The following is an 18,755-nucleotide window of genomic DNA, read 5'->3' as shown; positions in this document are numbered from 1 at the left end:
TTAAATCACGCTAAGGGCGGTGATTTCTGATAATAAGAGAAGGTACCGATTATGAAAAGAAATTATAAGCTGGCCATAAGCTATGATGGCACCAGGTTCTTTGGATGGGAGAGACAGCCTGGGAAGGATATGACAATTCAGGGAAAGCTTGAGAGCGTTTTCTCCAAGATGGTGGGTATGACCGAAGGAGAGCACGTTGATGTTATAGGCTGTGGAAGGACTGACGCCGGCGTTCACGCAAGGGGTATGATCGCCAACGTTGTCCTTGATACCGATATGACTGAGGAAGAGATCATGACCTACGCCAACACCTATCTTCCTGAGGACATCAGTGTCAATGACGTTAAGGTGTGCTCCGACAGATTCCACGCCAGATATAATGCTTTGGGCAAAACTTACCGATATACATGTTGGTATGGTCTGTCCAAACCAGTCTTTGACAGGAAGTATGTTACTGTACTTCCCCAGAAGCCAGATGTGAAGCGGATGGAGGATGCTGCACAGTATCTCATCGGAACACATGATTTCAAGAGCTTTTGTGGTAATACCAAGATGAAAAAGTCTACAGTCAGGAACGTAGACAATATTAAGATTGAGGAAAGTGGTAACTATATCAGGTTCTATTTTCACGGAAACGGCTTTTTGCAGAACATGGTAAGAATCCTTACTGGGACCCTGCTTGAGGTGGGCTATGGCAACATAGAACCTCTGGAAATGAAGGGTATTCTTGAAGCCTGTGACAGACAAAAGGCTGGTCCAACTGCCAGACCCGAGGGTTTATGCATGATGAAGGTGGATTACTGATTGTCTTTTAGACTGAGATTAGTTATCATTAGAGTACAACTATATAAAATGAGGGGTTAACAATGACAAAGAGAATCTTTTCAGCACTTCTAGGTACCGTTCTTGGCGCGGTAGTAGTACTAAGTGCCTTTTCTAAGTGCGGTGTGAGTTCACAGGCCGCTGGAACTGGCGCAGTTTCAATCGGCTCTGCATCTATCGCAGGATCTAACGTAGTAGTAAATGTCAGCGCATCTGACCTTCCATCCAGCGATGATGGACAGTTCTATTTATTCGCAGAAAAAGTTTATCAGGCAGGTCCAGCGGGAGCGCCTGTAGCGTCTGCACCTATCGGGGCAAGCGTTTCCTTTACAGTTCCTCTGGAGTACAAGACAACTTCCTGCCATCTCTATGACAAGTTCCAGGTTGCAGTTAAGCAGGGTGGAGCCTTTGTTGCGGTTACAGGAGCCAGGTATATCACCAATCCTGAAGCCCTTGCCACATCTTCACCAGCCCGTAAGAATAACGGCAAGAAGGGCCTTATTCTCGATGGAGCCAAGATCGGTAACGGCAACACAGAGTCTGTTACTCTTGGAGTTCAGCAGGGCGCATATAACATCAATCTTGAGGATGTAATCGGCGGCAACTCACAGGTTGCCTATGAATATAACGGAAAGACCTATCACTTTGATTCATCATATCTTAGCCAGTATGATCACTGTGTAAGGACCAGCACCTCACAGGGCATGGGCATGACCATGGTTCTTCTCAATCCTTATGCAAAGGGAGAGGAGTTCATGATCTCTCCATACGCAAGGGGCGGTCTTGGCAGATGCAGTTATTATTTGATGAATACCTCTGAGGATACAGGTCTTGAGTACCTTGAAGCAGTAGTTTCTTTCCTTGCCTGGAGATACAACGGTCAGAACGGCTTTGGACAGGTTGATAACTGGGTAATCGGCAACGAAGTTAATGCCAAGAACGTCTGGAACTACGCAAGTAACATGGATATCGGCACCTATGCTCAGTTGTATGCAGATTCCCTCAGAGTTTGCTATAATGCCATCAAGAGTAGAAATGCCAACGCTTATGTATGCTGCAGCTTCGATCAGAACTGGACCAGCATCAACAATGCTAACTACTTCTCAGCAAGAAGCCTTATGGAGACCATGAATGCGGTTATTATCGCCCAGGGTAACTTTGACTGGTGCCTTGCAGAGCATCCATACAATTATCCTATGAACTGGACCAGCTTCTGGACTCCTAAGAACGAGAAGGCAGCCAGCATGATCCAGCACAATATTGACACACCTTATATTTCAATGGAAAATATAGAGCAGCTGACAGATTTCATGTGTCAGCAGGGCATGAGAAACACAAAGGGCGCTGTCAGACCTATTCTTCTTACAGAGGTGGGCTATTCCTCAACTCAGGGAGAAGAGGCTCAGGCTACAGCCATTGTATATGCTTATCAAAGAGCAGTAACCAATCAGTACATCAAGATGATCATCTTTAACAGACAGACCGATTACCCTGTGGAGGTTAACCAGGGCCTGGCTGTTGGTCTTACAAGACAGGATGGTACAAGAAAGCTGGCGTTTGAATTCTATCAGCAGATGAACGGGGCTAATGCTGGTGCCTATATTCAAAGAGCCGCAGCCTATGCCGGTATCACCGACTGGAATGCTGCCATGCACGCCAGATAATAGTTGGGGAATCACAAATGAGAATAATTGACTATTACAATTATATAGCTATGGCTGCCTGCATCATTATTGGTGCAGCAGCCATTATTATTTACTATAAGAGGTCCACTGACCCCTATTATGTCAAAAAGAACTATGAGAATCCTTTAGACAATCCATACGTTCACAGGACAATTCTCTTTGTGATAATGCTTATTGCAGCCTTTTTGCGCCTGTATAAGCTGGGAAGCATTCCCTATGGCCTTCAGGCAGACGAAGCCTCAATTGGCTACGAAGCCTACAGCCTTTCTTATTTTGGAATAGACAGAAACGGCTATGCTTATCCTGTTTATCCAATAACCTTTGGATGCGGCGGTGGAAGCCCACTTCTTATTTATCTTAACGCAGTATCTGTCTGGTTCTTTGGAACCGGCGTCTTTAAGCTGCGCCTTATTCCTGCAATTCTGGGAATCCTTACAGTATTCGTTTTTTATCTTGTGTTAAAAGAGACCTTTTCTTCAGATAGATTCAGCTATTACAGAAATGTTCTCACTCTTTGTGGTACATTTTTCCTGGCAATCTGCCCATGGCACGTTATCCTTTCAAGATGGAGCCTTGATAGTAACATTATGCCTTTTACTCTGGGCCTTGCTACCTACCTGTTTATGAGAGCCTGCAGGAAGAAGAGGACAGCTCTTTTTATCTTAAGCTCCATCATGTACGGAATCTGTATGTACAGCTATGGCTCAGCTACAATAGTGGTGCCACTTCACCTTATCATCATGTCTGTATACCTGCTTAGAACAAGGAATATAAGGGTTTCACAGCTGGTGGCTTCAATTGTTGCCTTCCTTATTGTGTTTGCGCCGCTCCTTGTGTTCTACTGCATTAACTATCTGGGGTTTCCAGAGATTGTTACCAGCTTTATTTCTTTTAACAAATTTACAGCTTCAAGGCAGGAGGAGGTGTTCCTGACCTTTGACAGTACTATACTTAGCCAGCTTTGGCGCAATATCAAGACACTGTTTAAAATCCTTACTATAGGCGATGATTCAGATATGCTCTGTCACTATGTGAAGGGCTATGCTACGCTGTTTGAGTTCACATTCCCTATTACCTGTATTGGAATTGGAATCGGAGCAGTGGAGTTCTTTAAGGGCATTTTTGAGAAGGAGAAGAGAAGGAATTACTTTGCAGTGGCAATGTCAGACAGCGACGTGTCTGAGCACCAGAGGATGATCAACAACGCAGTGTGGTTCTCACTTTTCGTATCCGCATTTATCTTTTCACTACTGATCAAGGCAGATATCAGCAGGATGGTCATGATTTTCCTGCCTCTTTGCTACTTCTTTGTAAGGGGTATCTGCTTTGTATTCGAGAATGAGAAGAAGTTATATGGGGTACTGGTGACAATCGTGCTTCTGGCAAGTGTTTCCTTTGCCAAGGACTACTTTACAGGCTTTAACTCTACAGTTATCAGTATCTATATGCCAACCTACGGAGATGCTGTGAAGAGAGCATACCAGGTGGCTGGAGATGAGCGCCAGATCTACTCAACCTATGATGGCCTGTCATCACCTTACATAATCGCGCTTTATTACACCAACTACGATCCAAGGAAGTTCAGCTCAACTGTGGTTTATAAGGACCCATACGCTGAATTCCGCGTAGCACAGAGCTTTGGTAATTTCGTATTTGACGATCTGCCAGAGGACGTGCTCTCTGAGGAGTACCAGGACACAGTATTCGTTATTTCTGCGGCTGAACAGGCACTGTTTGATGGGGCAGAAGGGTACACCGTAGAGGACTTTGGTGGGTATAAAGTTGTATACCAAAGTGCAAATTAATAAATAGTTTAGAAAGCTTAAAAATGCATTAAATATGGGCTTTGCCACTATATTTCTGACCGTTTTTCTTGGATAATATATTTACAGTCTTAAAAATTCTTTTTGGAGGGAAACGGTTATGAAAAAACGGATTTTTTCTGTTATGGTCGCATGCATGATTACAATGGGAATGCTTCTTTTAGCGTGTGGAATTAACAAAACACCCCATGTAGCCTATGCATATGAGCCTTCTGCAAGTGATATCCTTATCCAAAATGAATATGTTATTCCTGATGTATCAGGATTTTTTACGTATTATGTTCTGGTAGCCCAGAACAATTCAGAGATAGATCTTTCTGTAGATGCTGATTTCACAGCCCTTGATGGAAGCGGAAATGCTCTCTACAAGGTCAATGACTACACAGATGCCGTTAAGAAGGGTCAGCAGTTCATTATCTACGGACAGTTTAGAAATGAGAGAATTCAGGGAGTTAAGAACTACGACTACGACATCAGTGTTAAGAGTGCAGATAACTGCTCATATTCTTCAGTAGATGTCAGCGCAGAGGCTGAAGGAAAGCTTATCGAAGTATCAGCCACCAATTATTCCCAGTTTGATGTGGACAGCGTTGGAGTGAGAACAGTGTTCCTCAAGAATGGAAAGGCAGTTGGCTTTGATACAGTAAATATCGCAGACAACGGATGCACCTTCCACGGAGGCAGCACCAATTCTCAGGTTATAGGATATAACACAACTTCATACGATGATTACATCCTTACATACACCTGTGCTTGTGAAGTGGCGTTAAACGACTAACGGCTTATTGAAAATAAAACCTGTTACTATTTACGTAAGAAAATCGTAAGTAGTAACAGGTTTTTCTGTTTTTTGTCTTTTTGAGTTCGCGATAATATGCTATACTTTACATTGGTTACACACATTCTTAGTATGAAAGAAGATTTCACATGACATCGGGGAAAGAGGGGAGCAAGAAGAAAACGTATAGTAAGCGTATTGCACGACTGCGCAAACTAATTGTTGGTGCAGTTATTGCGTCCTGTTTGATTCCCACCTGTATTTGCGTGATCCTGGCAATTAAATGTGACAGACTTTCTACTGCGTATGCCCAGTCTCAGGCAGACCTTGAATGGTACAGAGGTCGCTTCGGCACAGAGATGGAGATCCTGGCCGGTTCTGATTCTGGAGATGCACTGGCAAGTCTTGGCAGTTCAGCCTTTGAAGAGCCGGTTTATGAGGAAGACTTTGAGAGCGATATGGCAATCGTAGATCTTAGTGGTGCTCAGAACCCGGAAGATATCGAGGGTGTGAGATATGTATATCTTACCTTTGATGATGGCCCAAGCTCTTCAACTAATGATATACTTGATATACTGGCTGAATACGATGTTAAGGCCACATTCTTTGTTTGTGGTAAACCTGATGCGAGATATACAGATGTCTACAAGAGAATAGTGGATGAGGGGCACACTCTTGGAATGCACTCTTATAGTCACAAATATAGCACTCTCTATTCCTCTGTGGATGCATTTTCAGAAGATTTCGAGCAGCTAAGACTCTTTTTGGTGAACACCACCGGAGTCTGGAGCAAGTATTATAGATTTCCCGGAGGCTCATCCAATGATGTGAGCAAGGTTCCTATGACTGATTTTGTATCAGTTCTGGATGATGCAGATGTTACCTTCTTTGACTGGAACGTATCTGCAGGTGATGACAGAGCGGGAGCCACCAAGGAGACTATCTACAACAATATCGTTAGCAACGTGCCAAGGTTCAAGCACTGCGTAGTTCTTTTACATGACGCAGCTGACAAGAAGAGTACAGTCGAGGCTCTTCCTGAGATCATAGAAGCGATCCTGGCAATGGATGACACAGTGATAGTTCCGATAACGGACGACACGTTACCGGTTCAACATATCAAATATTAAGGAAATGCGAATGGAGGACGCAAAATGGGATTTTTTTCTGAGCTTAAGAGTGACTTATCTGGGCTGAAGACTGATCTTTCCCAAGCTGTTAATACTTTGATGCCAGAGGATGAGAATTCCGAGGCTGAGGAAACCAAGGAAGAAGTAAAAGTAGAAAAGGTTGATATTGACAGCATGCTTAACCGCCTCGACGACATCAAGCTTGATGAGGCTAAGGAAGAGGTGGAAGAGGACACTGAAGAAGCTACAGAAGAGGAGCCTGCAGTGGAGGTTACAGAGGAGCCAATACAGGAGCCTGAAGTAGAAGAGGTGGAGGAGCCAGAAGAGACTGAAGAGTCAAAAGAGGCTGAGGAAATCAGAGAACTCGAGGAGAAGATCGAGGAGCAGACTAAGGACGAGATAGTAAAGGATGAGCCAATGAGTGCCATCGAGGCTATCAGCGAGTCACATATTGATGAGTATGTTGCACAGGCACCTGTTGCAACTGCTGATAATAATACTTACAACGGGGGGAATGAAACTATGGATTTTGAACAGCAGACACCTACAGATGAGACAGCCAGCATAACAGAAGGTATGGTCATTACTGGTGACCTTCAGACTACAGGATCACTTGATCTTATTGGTAAGATCACAGGTAACATCAAGTGTCTTGGTAAGCTTAATGTAACAGGAGAGATCGCAGGAGATTCAGAGGCTGCAGAGATTTACGCTGAGTCAGCTAGAATCACTGGTGAAGTTAAGAGTAAGGGCAGCGTTAAGGTTGGCCAGAGCACAGTTATCGTTGGTAACATCTTTGGATCAAGCGCAGTTATTGCAGGCGCTGTAAAGGGCGACATCGACGTACACGGCCCAGTTGTTCTTGATACAACAGCTATCGTTATGGGTAACATCAAGTCTCAGTCAGTACAGATCAACAATGGTGCTGTTATCGAAGGTATGTGCTCACAGGCATATGCTGATGTTAATCCATCAGAGTTCTTTGAGACACTTAAGAACAGATAATCTGTCTAAGGTCTTTTAGAAGATAAATATTTATAAATGGAGTAGTTATGAGAATATTATTAAAGCTTAGTGGTGAGGCACTTGCAGGCGACAAGAAGACAGGCTTCGATGAGGAGACCGTCAGAAAGGTTGCTCTTCAGGTTAAGGAACTGGTTGATAATGGTACTCAGGTTGGTATCGTTATTGGCGGTGGTAACTTCTGGAGAGGCAGAACCAGTGAGAACATCGACAGAGTAAAGGCTGATCAGATCGGCATGCTTGCAACTATCATGAATTGCATTTATGTATCTGAGATCTTCAGAAGTGAGGGCATGATGACCAACATCTTAACTCCTTTTGAGTGTGGCTCTTTTACCAAGTTATTCTCCAAGGATCGCGCCAACAAGTACTTTGCTCATAATATGGTTGTATTCTTTGCTGGTGGAACAGGACATCCATATTTCTCAACAGATACAGGCGTAGTGCTTAGAGCAATCGAAGTGGAAGCAGACTATATCCTTCTTGCTAAGGCAGTGGATGGCGTTTACGACAGTGACCCAGCCAAGAATCCAAATGCAAAGAGATATGATGTAGTTTCTATCAATGACGTAATTGCTAACAATCTTCAGGTTGTAGACATGACAGCATCTATTCTTGCAAGGGACAACAAGGTTCCTATGAGAGTATTTGCTCTTCAGGAAGAGAATAGCATTATTAAGGCGGCTAAGGGCGAATTTAACGGAACTACAGTCACTACAGACTGACAATGGAGGAAAAAGGCATGAATGAAAGGTTAAAAGAATATAACGATAAGATGCAGAAGTCTCTTGATTTCCTTAAGGAAGAGCTTGCATCAATCAGAGCAGGAAGAGCTAATCCACATGTTCTTGATAAGATTAAGGTTGATTACTATGGAACACCTACACCAATCCAGCAGGTTGGTAACGTATCAGTTCCAGAGGCTCGTATCATCCAGATCGCACCTTGGGATAAGACTCTTATTAAGGATATCGAGAAAGCCCTTATGACATCAGATCTTGGTATCACACCAAGTAATGACGGTGCTGTAATCAGACTTGTTTTCCCAGAGCTTACTGAGGAAAGAAGAAAAGAGCTTGCTAAGGATATCCGCAAGAAGGGTGAGGACGCTAAGGTTGCTATCAGAAACGTAAGACGTGATGGTAACGACGCTCTTAAGAAGCTTAAGGGCTCAGACGTATCAGAGGATGAGATCAACGATCTTAACGACGAGCTCCAGAAGATTACAGACAAGTTCATCAAGGATATTGATGCAGCTGTTGAAGACAAGAATAAAGAAGTAATGACAGTATAATGATTAAATTGATGTAGGTGCCAAAGATGATTTGGCACCTATCTCATGAAATGGGATTTTTATTATGGATGAGATTACAAATATTCCTGAACATGTGGCTATAATACTTGACGGTAACGGAAGATGGGCTAAGGCCAAGGGCATGCCCCGTAATTATGGTCATATGCAGGGAGCTAAGGCAGTAGAGGACATTCTTGTGGATGCAAGAGATCTTGGAATCAAGTACCTTACTGTTTATGCTTTTTCTACAGAGAACTGGACCCGTCCTGAGGCAGAGGTTTCTGCTCTTATGACTATTCTTAGGAACTATCTTAAGACCAGTATCAAAAAATCTATGAAGAACAATGTTCGCTGCCGTGTTATCGGTGAGAGAAGTGCTCTTTCTCCAGATATCCAGGCTGCTATCAATGAGCTTGAGGAGGCTACAGCGGGCAACACAGGTCTTACCTTTACTATCGCCATCAACTATGGAAGTAGAGATGAGATCACAAGAGCTGTCAGGAAGGTGGCTAAGAAGGTTAAGGCAGGAGACCTTGCTCCAGAGGATATTACAGAGCAGATGATCGCTGAGAACCTGGATACCAATTTCCTTCCAGATCCTGATCTTCTTATCAGGACCTGCAATGAGCAGCGTATTTCTAACTATCTGTTATGGCAGTGTGCTTATACAGAGTTTTATTACACTCCTGTGGCATGGCCTGATTTTAACAAGGCTGAGCTTATCAAGGCTATTGAGTCCTATGGTAACAGGAATCGTAAATTTGGTGGTCTTAAAAAGGACCAGATCTAATCAATTATTTAAGGCTGGTATTTTATATTGAAAACACGAGTAATCAGTGGAATCATAATTGTACTTGTCTTAGCCGGAGTTCTTCTTACCGGTGGATATGTGCTTGCAGGAACTTTGTTTGTAGTTTCCTTTATCAGCTTCTTTGAGCTGTGCAGAGCAACCGGGATCCACAAGGAGGGCGTTAAGCTAAGTCCAATAGAAGCCTGTGGTTATGCTTCTATCGTAGTACATTATATACAGATGATACTTTGCGGAGACTATAGATACTACGTATTCTCCATTATGTTTGCGTTCTTTTTGATAATGGTGTGTTACGTTCTTTGTTTTCCAAAGTTTACTTCTACCCAGGCAATAACAGCATTTTTCTGCTTTGTTTATGCTCCGGTTAACATGTCTTTTGTCTATCTGTTAAGAATCAGACCATACGGACAGTATCTTGCATGGCTTCCATTCCTGGCATGGGTTTGTGATACCTGTGCATACTTTGCTGGAAGGACCTTTGGTAAACACAAGCTTGTACCTAAGCTTTCACCTAAGAAGACGGTGGAGGGCGCAATTGGCGGCGTACTTGGAAGTGTTCTGGTGGGCGTTATTTATGCCCATGTACTTAGAATCTATGTACTTGATAGCACCAGATTGTACTTCATCATGGCCATCATAGCCTTTGTAGCTTCCATTATCGCTCAGCTTGGTGATCTTCTTGCATCAGGTATCAAGCGTAACCATGACATTAAGGATTACGGTACACTTATTCCTGGTCATGGCGGTATTATGGACAGGTTCGACAGTGTAATCTTCGTAATACCATGTATCTACTTTTTAGTGGCAGTTCTTTTTCCATTTGTTATTTGATTAATACCCCTTAAGCAAGCCTTAGAATTGGCGGCTTAGGGGGATTTTTATGGGCTTTTTCACGGTTTTTCATCTCTAGGAAAAAGACCTGGTTAGTGGTATATTAGAATAGACTATCTGTGTAAGAAAAAGGATGGAAAAATGAAAAGAAATTTAGTTTTACTTGGAAGTACAGGGTCAATTGGAACACAGACTCTGGACGTAGTACGTAATAATAATACAGAGCTTAAGGTTATAGGACTTGCGGCTAACAGGCGTGTTGACGAAGTTGAGGCTCAGGTTAGAGAGTTTGCGCCTAAGTACGTGTGCATGTACGATGAGGCTGCAGCTAAGGACCTGGCTGACAGGATCAAGGACCTTGAAGTTAAGGTCTACAGCGGAATGGAGGGACTTCTTGAGATCGTATCCGTTCCTGAGGCTGACACAGTTCTTACAGCAGTTGTAGGTATGATCGGCATTCAGCCTACAATCAGAGCTATTGAGGCTGGCAAAGACATTGCCCTTGCCAATAAGGAGACATTAGTCTGCGCAGGCCATATTATCATGCCTCTTGCCAAGGAGAGGAATGTAGCTATTCTCCCAGTAGATAGTGAGCATAGCGCTATTTTCCAGTCTCTTAACGGAGAGCCTAGAGACAAGGTTGAAAAGATCTTACTTACAGCCAGTGGTGGTCCTTTCAGAGGTAAGAAGAGAGAAGAGCTGGCAAATATGACAGCTGCAGATGCTCTTAAGCATCCTAACTGGGATATGGGACCTAAGGTTACCATCGATTCATCATCCCTTGTTAATAAGGGCCTTGAAGTCATGGAGGCCAGATGGCTATTTGACGTAAGCCTTGATAATATCCAGGTTCTGGTTCACCCACAGAGTATCGTTCACAGTGCTGTTCAGTACGTTGACGGCGCAGTGATCGCTCAGCTTGGTGTGCCTGATATGAAGCTTCCTATTCAGTACGCGCTCTTTTACCCAGACAGAAGACCTATGGCGGAGAAGAGACTTGACCTGTTCGAGCTTCACAGCCTTACATTTGAGAAGCCTGATATTGAGACCTTTAGAGGTCTTAAGCTTGCTTTTGATGCAGCCTATACTGGAGGCAGCATGCCAACAGTATTTAACGCTGCCAACGAGATGGCAGTTAAGAGATTCCTTAAGGGAGATATTCGTTACCTTGAGATCTACGACATGATTGAGGAAGCAATGGAGCGTCATAACAGAATTGATAATCCTGATGTGGACGCTATTTTGGCTGCTGAGAAGGATACCTACGAGTTCCTTGGCAGCAAATATGGTCTTATCTGATACCCAGGGGGATTTAAGAATTGAGTAGCACAATAATAAGCATTTTTATTTTCTTTTTGATATTTGGAATACTGGTTACATCCCACGAATTTGGGCATTTCATCGTGGCTAAGACTGGCGGAATAAGGGTTAATGAATTCTTTGTAGGAATGGGACCAACTCTTTGGAAGAAGCAAAAGGGAGAGACCCTCTACAGCATTAAGCTCCTTCCTATCGGCGGTGCCTGCGTATTTGACGGCATGGATCCTGTTGAAGAGGAGAGGGCTAATTACGATGAGCATTCCTTCTTAAACGCTCCTGTTTGGAGAAGGATTGCCACATTATTTGCCGGTCCCTTTGCCAACTTTATAATCGCTTATATTCTTGCTGTTATTCTGGTTAGCTTTTCAGCCTGGAATTTCCCTGTTGTAAATGGAATTCTTGAGGATTCTGCCGCTGATGAGGCAGGTCTTTTGCCAGGGGATAAGATCATCAGTATTGATGGCGAGAAGGTTTATATGTCTTCAGAGGTTATCCTGATCTCCCAATTTGCGGAGGGGACTCCAATGAAGATTGTCTATGAGAGAAACGGAGAGAAGCTTAAGACTGTCCTTACTCCTAAGTACAGCGAAGAGGATGCCCGTTACTATATGGGTGTTATGATCGGTGAATATGGCGAGATCAAGGGCCCTGCTGCTCTTAAGTATGCCTGGTACGAGGTCAGGAGCTATTTTAAGACCACCTATAGAAGCCTTGCCCTTCTTGTAAGAGGTAAGCTTTCCAAAGACGATGTATCTGGACCTGTAGGCATGGTTAAGATCGTGGATGATACCTATGAAGAGGTCAGACCCTACGGAATATCCGCGGTTATTCTTACCATGATGTCTTTGACAGTTCTTTTATCAGTTAACCTTGGTGTTATGAACCTGTTGCCGCTTCCTGCCCTTGATGGCGGAAGACTGGTGTTCCAGTTCATCGAGGTTATCGTAGGTAAGCCGGTTCCACCTGAGAAGGAAGGCTTCGTTCACATGATCGGAATGATCGCGCTTTTGGGACTTATGGTATTTGTGCTGTTCAATGATATTTCGAAGTTCACTAGATAAAATGTAGACTTGATGAGATTTTTCGAATTGAAAGGATCATGACAATGTATAGAGATAATACTAAGGTTGTTCATATTGGAGACAGAGTGATAGGTGGAGGCAATCCAATCCTCATTCAGTCCATGACTAATACACGAACAGAGGATGTTAAGGCAACTGTGGAGCAGATCCATCGCCTTGAGGCTGCAGGCTGCGACATTATCAGATGTACAGTTCCAACCCTTGAGGCAGCCAAGGCTGTTGCTGAGATCAAGAAGCAAATCAGCATTCCTCTTGTTGCAGATATTCATTTTGATTACAAGATGGCCATTGCTGCCATGGAGAACGGCGCTGACAAGATCAGAATCAATCCAGGTAACATCGGCTCCAAGGACAGGATTGCAGCTGTTGTATCCTGTGCCAAGGAGAGGAACATTCCTATCAGAGTAGGCGTTAACTCTGGTTCTCTGGAAAAAGAGCTTGTGGAGAAATACCACGGTGTGACAGCCAAGGGTCTCGTTGAGAGTGCCCTTGATAAGATCGGTATCATCGAGGATCTTGGTTACGACAACATGGTTGTCAGCATTAAGTCATCTAACGTGCCACTTTGTGTAGAGGCTCACGACCTTCTTGCCAAGGAGTGTAAGTATCCTCTTCACGTTGGTATTACTGAGGCTGGAACAGTATATGGCGGTAACATTAAGTCTGCCATGGGCCTTGGAATCATCCTTAATAAGGGCATTGGCGATACCATCAGAGTATCTCTTTCAGGAGATCCTGTTGAAGAAATCAAGAGTGCCAAGTATATCCTTAGATTCCTTGGCATCAGAAAGGGCGGAATCGAAGTTGTTTCCTGCCCAACCTGCGGAAGAACCAGAATTGATCTTATTGGCCTTGCTAACCAGGTTGAAACCATGGTTCAGAGCTATCCTCTGGACATCAAGGTTGCAGTTATGGGCTGCGCTGTAAATGGCCCTGGAGAAGCCAAGGAAGCCGACATCGGAATCGCAGGAGGCGATGGTGAAGGACTCCTGATTAAGAAGGGCGAGATCATTAAGAAAGTGAAAGAGGACCAGCTTCTTACCGTACTTAAGGAAGAGTTGGATAATTGGAATAAGTAATATTAGTCGAACAGACGCGACATGGATGTATTATAAAGGGGAGCTATGGGGAAAAGTTTCTTTGACGTTTTTCCTGCCTTGAAGTTGGACTCACGAACCAGTGAGGCCATGGAGCAGACGGAGGTTACCAAAGTCTCCACCACAAGGAAACAGGATTTTATTCGAATATATATTTCAAGTAACAAGCTAATTGATAAGTCAGACATCATCAAGACTGAGAACAATATCAAGAAGCAGTTATTTGGCAATCAGGACCTTACTGTTAAGATTTACGAGAAGTTCAGTCTTTCTGCCCAGTATACTCCTGAGAACCTTTTGGATCTTTATAGAGAGAGCATCGAGATGGAACTTAAAGACTATGACCATATTGAGTATAGTCTTTTTCGTTCTGCTTCTTTTTCATACCCAGATGAAAACAACGTAATAATGCAGCTTGAAGACAGCGTTATAGGTCAGAAGAAGGCTCCTGACCTTATTAGAGTACTGTCCAAGATCGTCAATGAAAGGTGCGGTCTTGATGCCACCTTTTCGCCTGAATTCATCCAGGTAGATAAGGACACTGAAGAGCCAGACTATTCTGCAGAGTCAGCCAAGCTTATGCAGAAGCTTGAAGATGCTGAGAAGAAGTCTGAGGAAAAGAGACTTCAGAAGGAAGAAAAGGAAAGACAGAAGCAGGAAGCTAAAGAGGCCAAGGAGGCTCAGAGTGCAGGGGCAGGCGCTGGCAATCCTCAGGCAGGAGCTAAGCAGACCTTTACTAAGGGTAAATCCTTTGGAAAGCGTGACTTTGGCGGAAGCTATAAGAGATCTGACAATCCGGACGTTGTTTTTGGACGTGACTTTGACGATGAAGCTATGAAGCTGGTGGACCTTGTGGGCGAGCTTGGAGAGGTCACAATCCACGGCCAGATTTCATCCTTTGATAAAAGAGATATCAGAAACGAGAAGAGTATCCTCATCTATGACGTTACTGACTTTACAGATACCATCACAGTTAAGATGTTCGTTAAGACCGAGGATGTGCCTGATATCTGCAAGGACATTAAGCCAGGCGCCTTCGTTAAGATAAAGGGTATTGCCGCCGTTGATAAGTTTGATCATGAGCTGTCAATTCAGTCGGTTTCTGGCGTTAAGAAGATCCCTGACTTTACTACTAAGAGGAAGGACCTTGCAGATGTTAAGAGAGTAGAGCTTCACTGCCATACCAAGATGAGTGATATGGACGGTGTTTCTGAGGTTAAGGACATCGTTAAGCAGGCCTATAAGTGGGGAATGCCAGGTATCGCCATCACTGACCACGGCGTAGTTCAGGCTCTTACAGATGCTAACCACGTCTGGGAAGATCTTTATTCTGATGAGAAAAAGAGAAGGAAAGAGGCTGGAGAGCCTCCTATCGACAGACAGGATTTCTTTAAACTGATCCTGGGCGTAGAGGCTTATCTTGTTGATGACCTTAAGGAAATAGTTGTAAACGACAAGGGTCAGCCCCTTAGAGACACAACCTTCGTTGTATTTGATATAGAGACCACAGGCTTTTCGCCTATTAAGAATAAGATTATCGAGATTGGTGCCGTTAAGATCAGGAATGGCGAGATCGTTGAGAGATTCTCTGAGTTTATCAATCCACAGGTTCCGATTCCATACAGAATCGAGAAGCTCACCAGCATCAATGATGAGATGGTTATGGATGCCCCAACCAGAGAGGTTATCATTCCTAAGTTCGTTGAGTTCTGTAAGGACGCAGTTCTTGTAGGACACAACGTTGGCTTTGATATCAGCTTTATTAACCAGAACTGTAAAGAGCTGGGAATTGATGCGGATTATACAACAGTAGATACACTGTGGCTTTCAAGATACTTCTTCCCACTGCAGGCTAAGCACACCCTTGATGCAGTGGCCAAGACCCTTAACGTTGTTCTTGATCACCACCACAGAGCTGTTGATGATGCGGAGTGTACAGCTCTTATCTTTAATAAATTCGTGCCTATGCTTGAGGAGAAGGATGCCAAGACCCTTACCGACGTTAACATCCTTGGTAAGCCAACTCCTGAGATGATAAGGCACCTTCGCCCTAACCACTGCATTATCCTTGCCAAGAACACCCTTGGCAGAGTTAATCTTTATACCCTTGTAAGTAAGTCCCATATCGACTACTTTAGAAGATTCCCTCTTATTCCTAAGAGTGAGCTTATCAAGTACAGAGAGGGCCTTATCGTAGGAAGCGCCTGCTGCGCAGGTGAGCTCTACGGCGCTGTTGTTGAGGGAAGGCCACCTGAAGAAATCGCAAGACTAGTTGATTTCTATGACTATCTGGAAATCCAGCCTGTTGCCAACAACCACTTCATGGTGGGCTCTGAGAGATACGAAGACATCAATAGCGACGATGATATCAGAGAGATTAACAAAGAGATTGTTAAGCTGGGAGAAGAGTTTAACAAGCCCGTTGTTGCTACCTGTGATGCCCATTTCCTTGATCCTGAGGATGAGATCTACAGAACCATTATTATGGCTGGTAAGGGTATGGATGATGAGGAGCCTGCTCCTCTTTACCTTAGAACTACAGATGAAATGATGGAGGAGTTTGACTACCTGGGCGGCGATAAGGCCAGGGAGATTGTCATCGACAACACCAGGAAGATCCTGGATATGTGCGAGAGTATATCTCCGGTACGCCCTGATAAATGTCCTCCTGTCATTGAGAATTCTGATGAGATCCTGACCAAGATCTGTTACGACAAGGCTCATCAGATCTACGGCGACGAGCTTCCTGAGATAGTTCAGGAGCGTCTTGAAAGAGAGCTTAACTCTATTATCAAGAACGGATTCGCCGTTATGTATATCATTGCCCAGAAGCTGGTTTGGAAGTCCAATGAGGACGGATACCTGGTAGGTTCCCGTGGTTCCGTTGGATCCTCCTTCGTTGCCTTCACTTCTGGTATTACAGAGGTTAACTCCCTTAGCCCGCACTACGTGTGCCCTAAGTGTAAATACAGTGACTTTGATTCAGAAGAGGTTCTTGCCTTTGGTGGTAATTCCGGCTGCGATATGCCAGATAAGAGATGCCCTAAGTGCGGAACCATGATGTATAAGGACGGCTTTGACATTCCTTTCGAGACCTTCCTTGGATTCAAGGGAGACAAGGAGCCTGATATCGACCTTAACTTCTCAGGTGAGTATCAGTCCAAGGCCCACAAGTATACAGAGGTTATCTTTGGTTACGGCCAGACCTTCAGAGCTGGAACCATAGCTTCTCTTGCCGATAAGACAGCCTACGGCTTTGTAAAAAAATATTACGACGGAATCGGCGTAAGTAAGAGAAAGAGTGAGATTAACCGTATTGTTCAGGGATGTACCGGTATTAGAAGAGGTACAGGTCAGCACCCGGGTGGAATCATCGTTCTTCCTGTGGGAGAGGACATTAACTCTTTTTGCCCTGTTCAGCACCCTGCCAACGATATGACAACGGCTACCATAACTACACACTACGATTATCACTCCATCGACCACAACCTGCTTAAGCTTGATATTCTCGGACACGATGATCCTACCATGATCAGATTCCTTCAGGACTGCACAGGTCTTGATCCTAAGCTGGTGCCACTGGATGATAAGAATGTTATGAGCCTGTTTATGAACACAACTGCTCTTAACGTAACACCGGAGCAGCTTGGCGGAACTAAGCTTGGATGTCTTGGACTTCCTGAGTTTGGTACAGACTTCGCTATGCAGATGGTTATCGATGCCAAGCCTTCATCCTTGTCCCATCTTATCCGTATTTCAGGTCTTTCTCATGGTACGGACGTATGGCTTGGTAACGCTCAGACCCTTATTCAGGAGGGCACAGCCACCATCGATACCTGTATCTGTTGTCGAGATGATATCATGATCTACCTGATCCAGAAGGGCCTTGATAAGTCTGAGTCCTTCAAGATCATGGAGGCTGTCCGTAAGGGTAAGGTTGCCAAGGGTAAGGAAGGCAACTGGCCTGAGTGGAAAAAGGACATGACAGAACACGGCGTGCCAGACTGGTACATCTGGTCCTGTGAAAAGATCAAGTACATGTTCCCTAAGGCTCATGCTGCCGCTTACGTTATGATGGCCTGGAGAATCGCTTACTTTAAGGTTTATATACCTCAGGCGTTCTATGCTGCCTGGTTTAGTATAAGAGCTAAGGCCTTCAACTATGAGCATATGTGTCTTGGAGAGAATCATCTTCATGCCATTATGAGAGATTATCAGAACAGGAAGGATGAGCTTACCAATGCTCAGCAGGCTGAATACGGTGATATGAGGCTTGTAGAGGAGATGTATGAAAGAGGTATTGAATTCATGCCTATCGACATCTTCAAGGTTAAGTCCAGAGACTTCCAGGTTATTGGTGATAAGATCATGCCAGCACTTACAAGTATTGATGGTATGGGTGAAAAGGCCGCAGACCAGATCGTGGAAGCTGCTAAAGACGGGCCTTTCCTGTCTAAGGATGACTTCAGACAAAGGACCAAGTGTCCTCAGACTGTTATCGACAAAATGTCTGATATGGGTCTACTTGGAGACATTCCAGACTCCAACCAGATCAGTATTTTCGACCTTATGAAGGGATAACGGTAGAAAAACGAAGATTAAGAGAGAAAGTGGGAGCTATATAGAGATATCTTTTGATATACCAAAAAACATCCACTTGCAGAACATGCACTAAGCAAGTAGTATATGTTCTTAGAGGTTAGCACTCAAAACATTAGAGTGCTAACAAATAGTAAAAGATATTTATTTTAACATATAAAGGAGGCTTTAATCATGAAGTTAGAACCACTTGCAGACAGAGTTGTACTTAAGGCTCTTGAGGCTGAGGAGACTACTAAGTCAGGAATTGTTCTTCCAGGAGCAGAGAAGGAGAAGCCACAGCAGGCAGAAGTTATCGCTGTAGGACCTGGCGGAATCGTTGATGGTAAAGAAGTTAAGATGCAGGTTAAGAAGGGTGACAACGTTATCTATTCTAAATATGCTGGAACAGAAGTTAAGCTTGATGACGTAACATACATCATCGTTAAGCAGAACGATATCCTTGCAATTATCAAATAAT

General features: G+C 44.0%; 15 protein-coding genes. All 15 read left to right on the top strand.

Annotated elements, in window-relative coordinates:
* Positions 1–51 precede the first annotated feature (51 nt).
* The 15 genes from truA (at position 52) to T541_RS0113490 (ending at position 18,754) form a co-directional block, all read left to right on the top strand.
* Complete coding sequence (truA, locus tag T541_RS0113560; protein ID WP_026653228.1) at positions 52–804, top strand: tRNA pseudouridine(38-40) synthase TruA; 753 nt, start codon at positions 52–54, stop codon at positions 802–804.
* A 62-nt stretch (positions 805–866) separates the two neighbouring features.
* Positions 867–2,486, top strand: coding sequence for a DUF5722 domain-containing protein (locus tag T541_RS0113555; RefSeq protein WP_026653227.1), 1,620 nt, complete (start codon positions 867–869; stop codon positions 2,484–2,486).
* Between the two features lie 17 nt (positions 2,487–2,503).
* Positions 2,504–4,312, top strand: coding sequence for an ArnT family glycosyltransferase (locus T541_RS0113550; protein WP_026653226.1), 1,809 nt, complete (start codon positions 2,504–2,506; stop codon positions 4,310–4,312).
* Between the two features lie 118 nt (positions 4,313–4,430).
* The gene (locus T541_RS0113545; protein ID WP_155839529.1) at positions 4,431–5,108 is read left to right on the top strand and encodes a hypothetical protein; all 678 of its coding nucleotides are present in this window, start codon (positions 4,431–4,433) and stop codon (positions 5,106–5,108) included.
* Positions 5,109–5,257: 149 nt separating this feature from the next.
* Complete coding sequence (locus T541_RS0113540) at positions 5,258–6,238, top strand: polysaccharide deacetylase family protein (RefSeq protein ID WP_026653224.1); 981 nt, start codon at positions 5,258–5,260, stop codon at positions 6,236–6,238.
* Between the two features lie 24 nt (positions 6,239–6,262).
* Positions 6,263–7,243: a polymer-forming cytoskeletal protein gene (locus tag T541_RS21915; protein WP_026653223.1), complete on the top strand. Its 981-nt coding sequence runs from the start codon at positions 6,263–6,265 to the stop codon at positions 7,241–7,243.
* Positions 7,244–7,290: 47 nt separating this feature from the next.
* Positions 7,291–7,986, top strand: a complete 696-nt coding sequence (gene pyrH, locus T541_RS0113530; protein ID WP_026653222.1) for a UMP kinase — start codon at positions 7,291–7,293, stop codon at positions 7,984–7,986.
* Positions 7,987–8,003: 17 nt separating this feature from the next.
* Positions 8,004–8,555 (top strand): ribosome recycling factor, encoded by a 552-nt coding sequence (gene frr / locus T541_RS0113525; protein WP_026653221.1) that lies wholly within the window; start codon positions 8,004–8,006, stop codon positions 8,553–8,555.
* A gap of 64 nt (positions 8,556–8,619) precedes the next feature.
* The gene (locus T541_RS0113520; RefSeq protein WP_026653220.1) at positions 8,620–9,345 is read left to right on the top strand and encodes an isoprenyl transferase; all 726 of its coding nucleotides are present in this window, start codon (positions 8,620–8,622) and stop codon (positions 9,343–9,345) included.
* A gap of 27 nt (positions 9,346–9,372) precedes the next feature.
* The gene (locus T541_RS0113515) at positions 9,373–10,197 is read left to right on the top strand and encodes a phosphatidate cytidylyltransferase (protein WP_026653219.1); all 825 of its coding nucleotides are present in this window, start codon (positions 9,373–9,375) and stop codon (positions 10,195–10,197) included.
* Positions 10,198–10,338: 141 nt separating this feature from the next.
* Entirely contained in the window at positions 10,339–11,496 is a 1,158-nt protein-coding gene (locus T541_RS0113510; protein WP_026653218.1) for a 1-deoxy-D-xylulose-5-phosphate reductoisomerase, read from the top strand.
* Between the two features lie 20 nt (positions 11,497–11,516).
* Positions 11,517–12,578, top strand: coding sequence for an RIP metalloprotease RseP (gene rseP / locus T541_RS0113505; protein ID WP_242840788.1), 1,062 nt, complete (start codon positions 11,517–11,519; stop codon positions 12,576–12,578).
* A gap of 44 nt (positions 12,579–12,622) precedes the next feature.
* Positions 12,623–13,678 carry a flavodoxin-dependent (E)-4-hydroxy-3-methylbut-2-enyl-diphosphate synthase gene (gene ispG / locus T541_RS0113500; protein WP_026653216.1) on the top strand — a complete coding sequence of 352 codons (1,056 nt, stop codon included), beginning with the start codon at positions 12,623–12,625 and terminating at the stop codon, positions 13,676–13,678.
* Between the two features lie 45 nt (positions 13,679–13,723).
* Positions 13,724–18,277 carry a PolC-type DNA polymerase III gene (locus T541_RS0113495; protein ID WP_026653215.1) on the top strand — a complete coding sequence of 1,518 codons (4,554 nt, stop codon included), beginning with the start codon at positions 13,724–13,726 and terminating at the stop codon, positions 18,275–18,277.
* A 192-nt stretch (positions 18,278–18,469) separates the two neighbouring features.
* The gene (locus T541_RS0113490) at positions 18,470–18,754 is read left to right on the top strand and encodes a co-chaperone GroES (RefSeq protein WP_026653214.1); all 285 of its coding nucleotides are present in this window, start codon (positions 18,470–18,472) and stop codon (positions 18,752–18,754) included.
* Position 18,755 lies beyond the last annotated feature (1 nt).

It is taken from the genome of Butyrivibrio proteoclasticus P6B7 (genome assembly GCF_000622085.1).
GTDB classification, from domain to species: domain Bacteria; phylum Bacillota; class Clostridia; order Lachnospirales; family Lachnospiraceae; genus Butyrivibrio; species Butyrivibrio proteoclasticus_A.
This window is presented reverse-complemented; position numbering and strand designations above follow the sequence as displayed.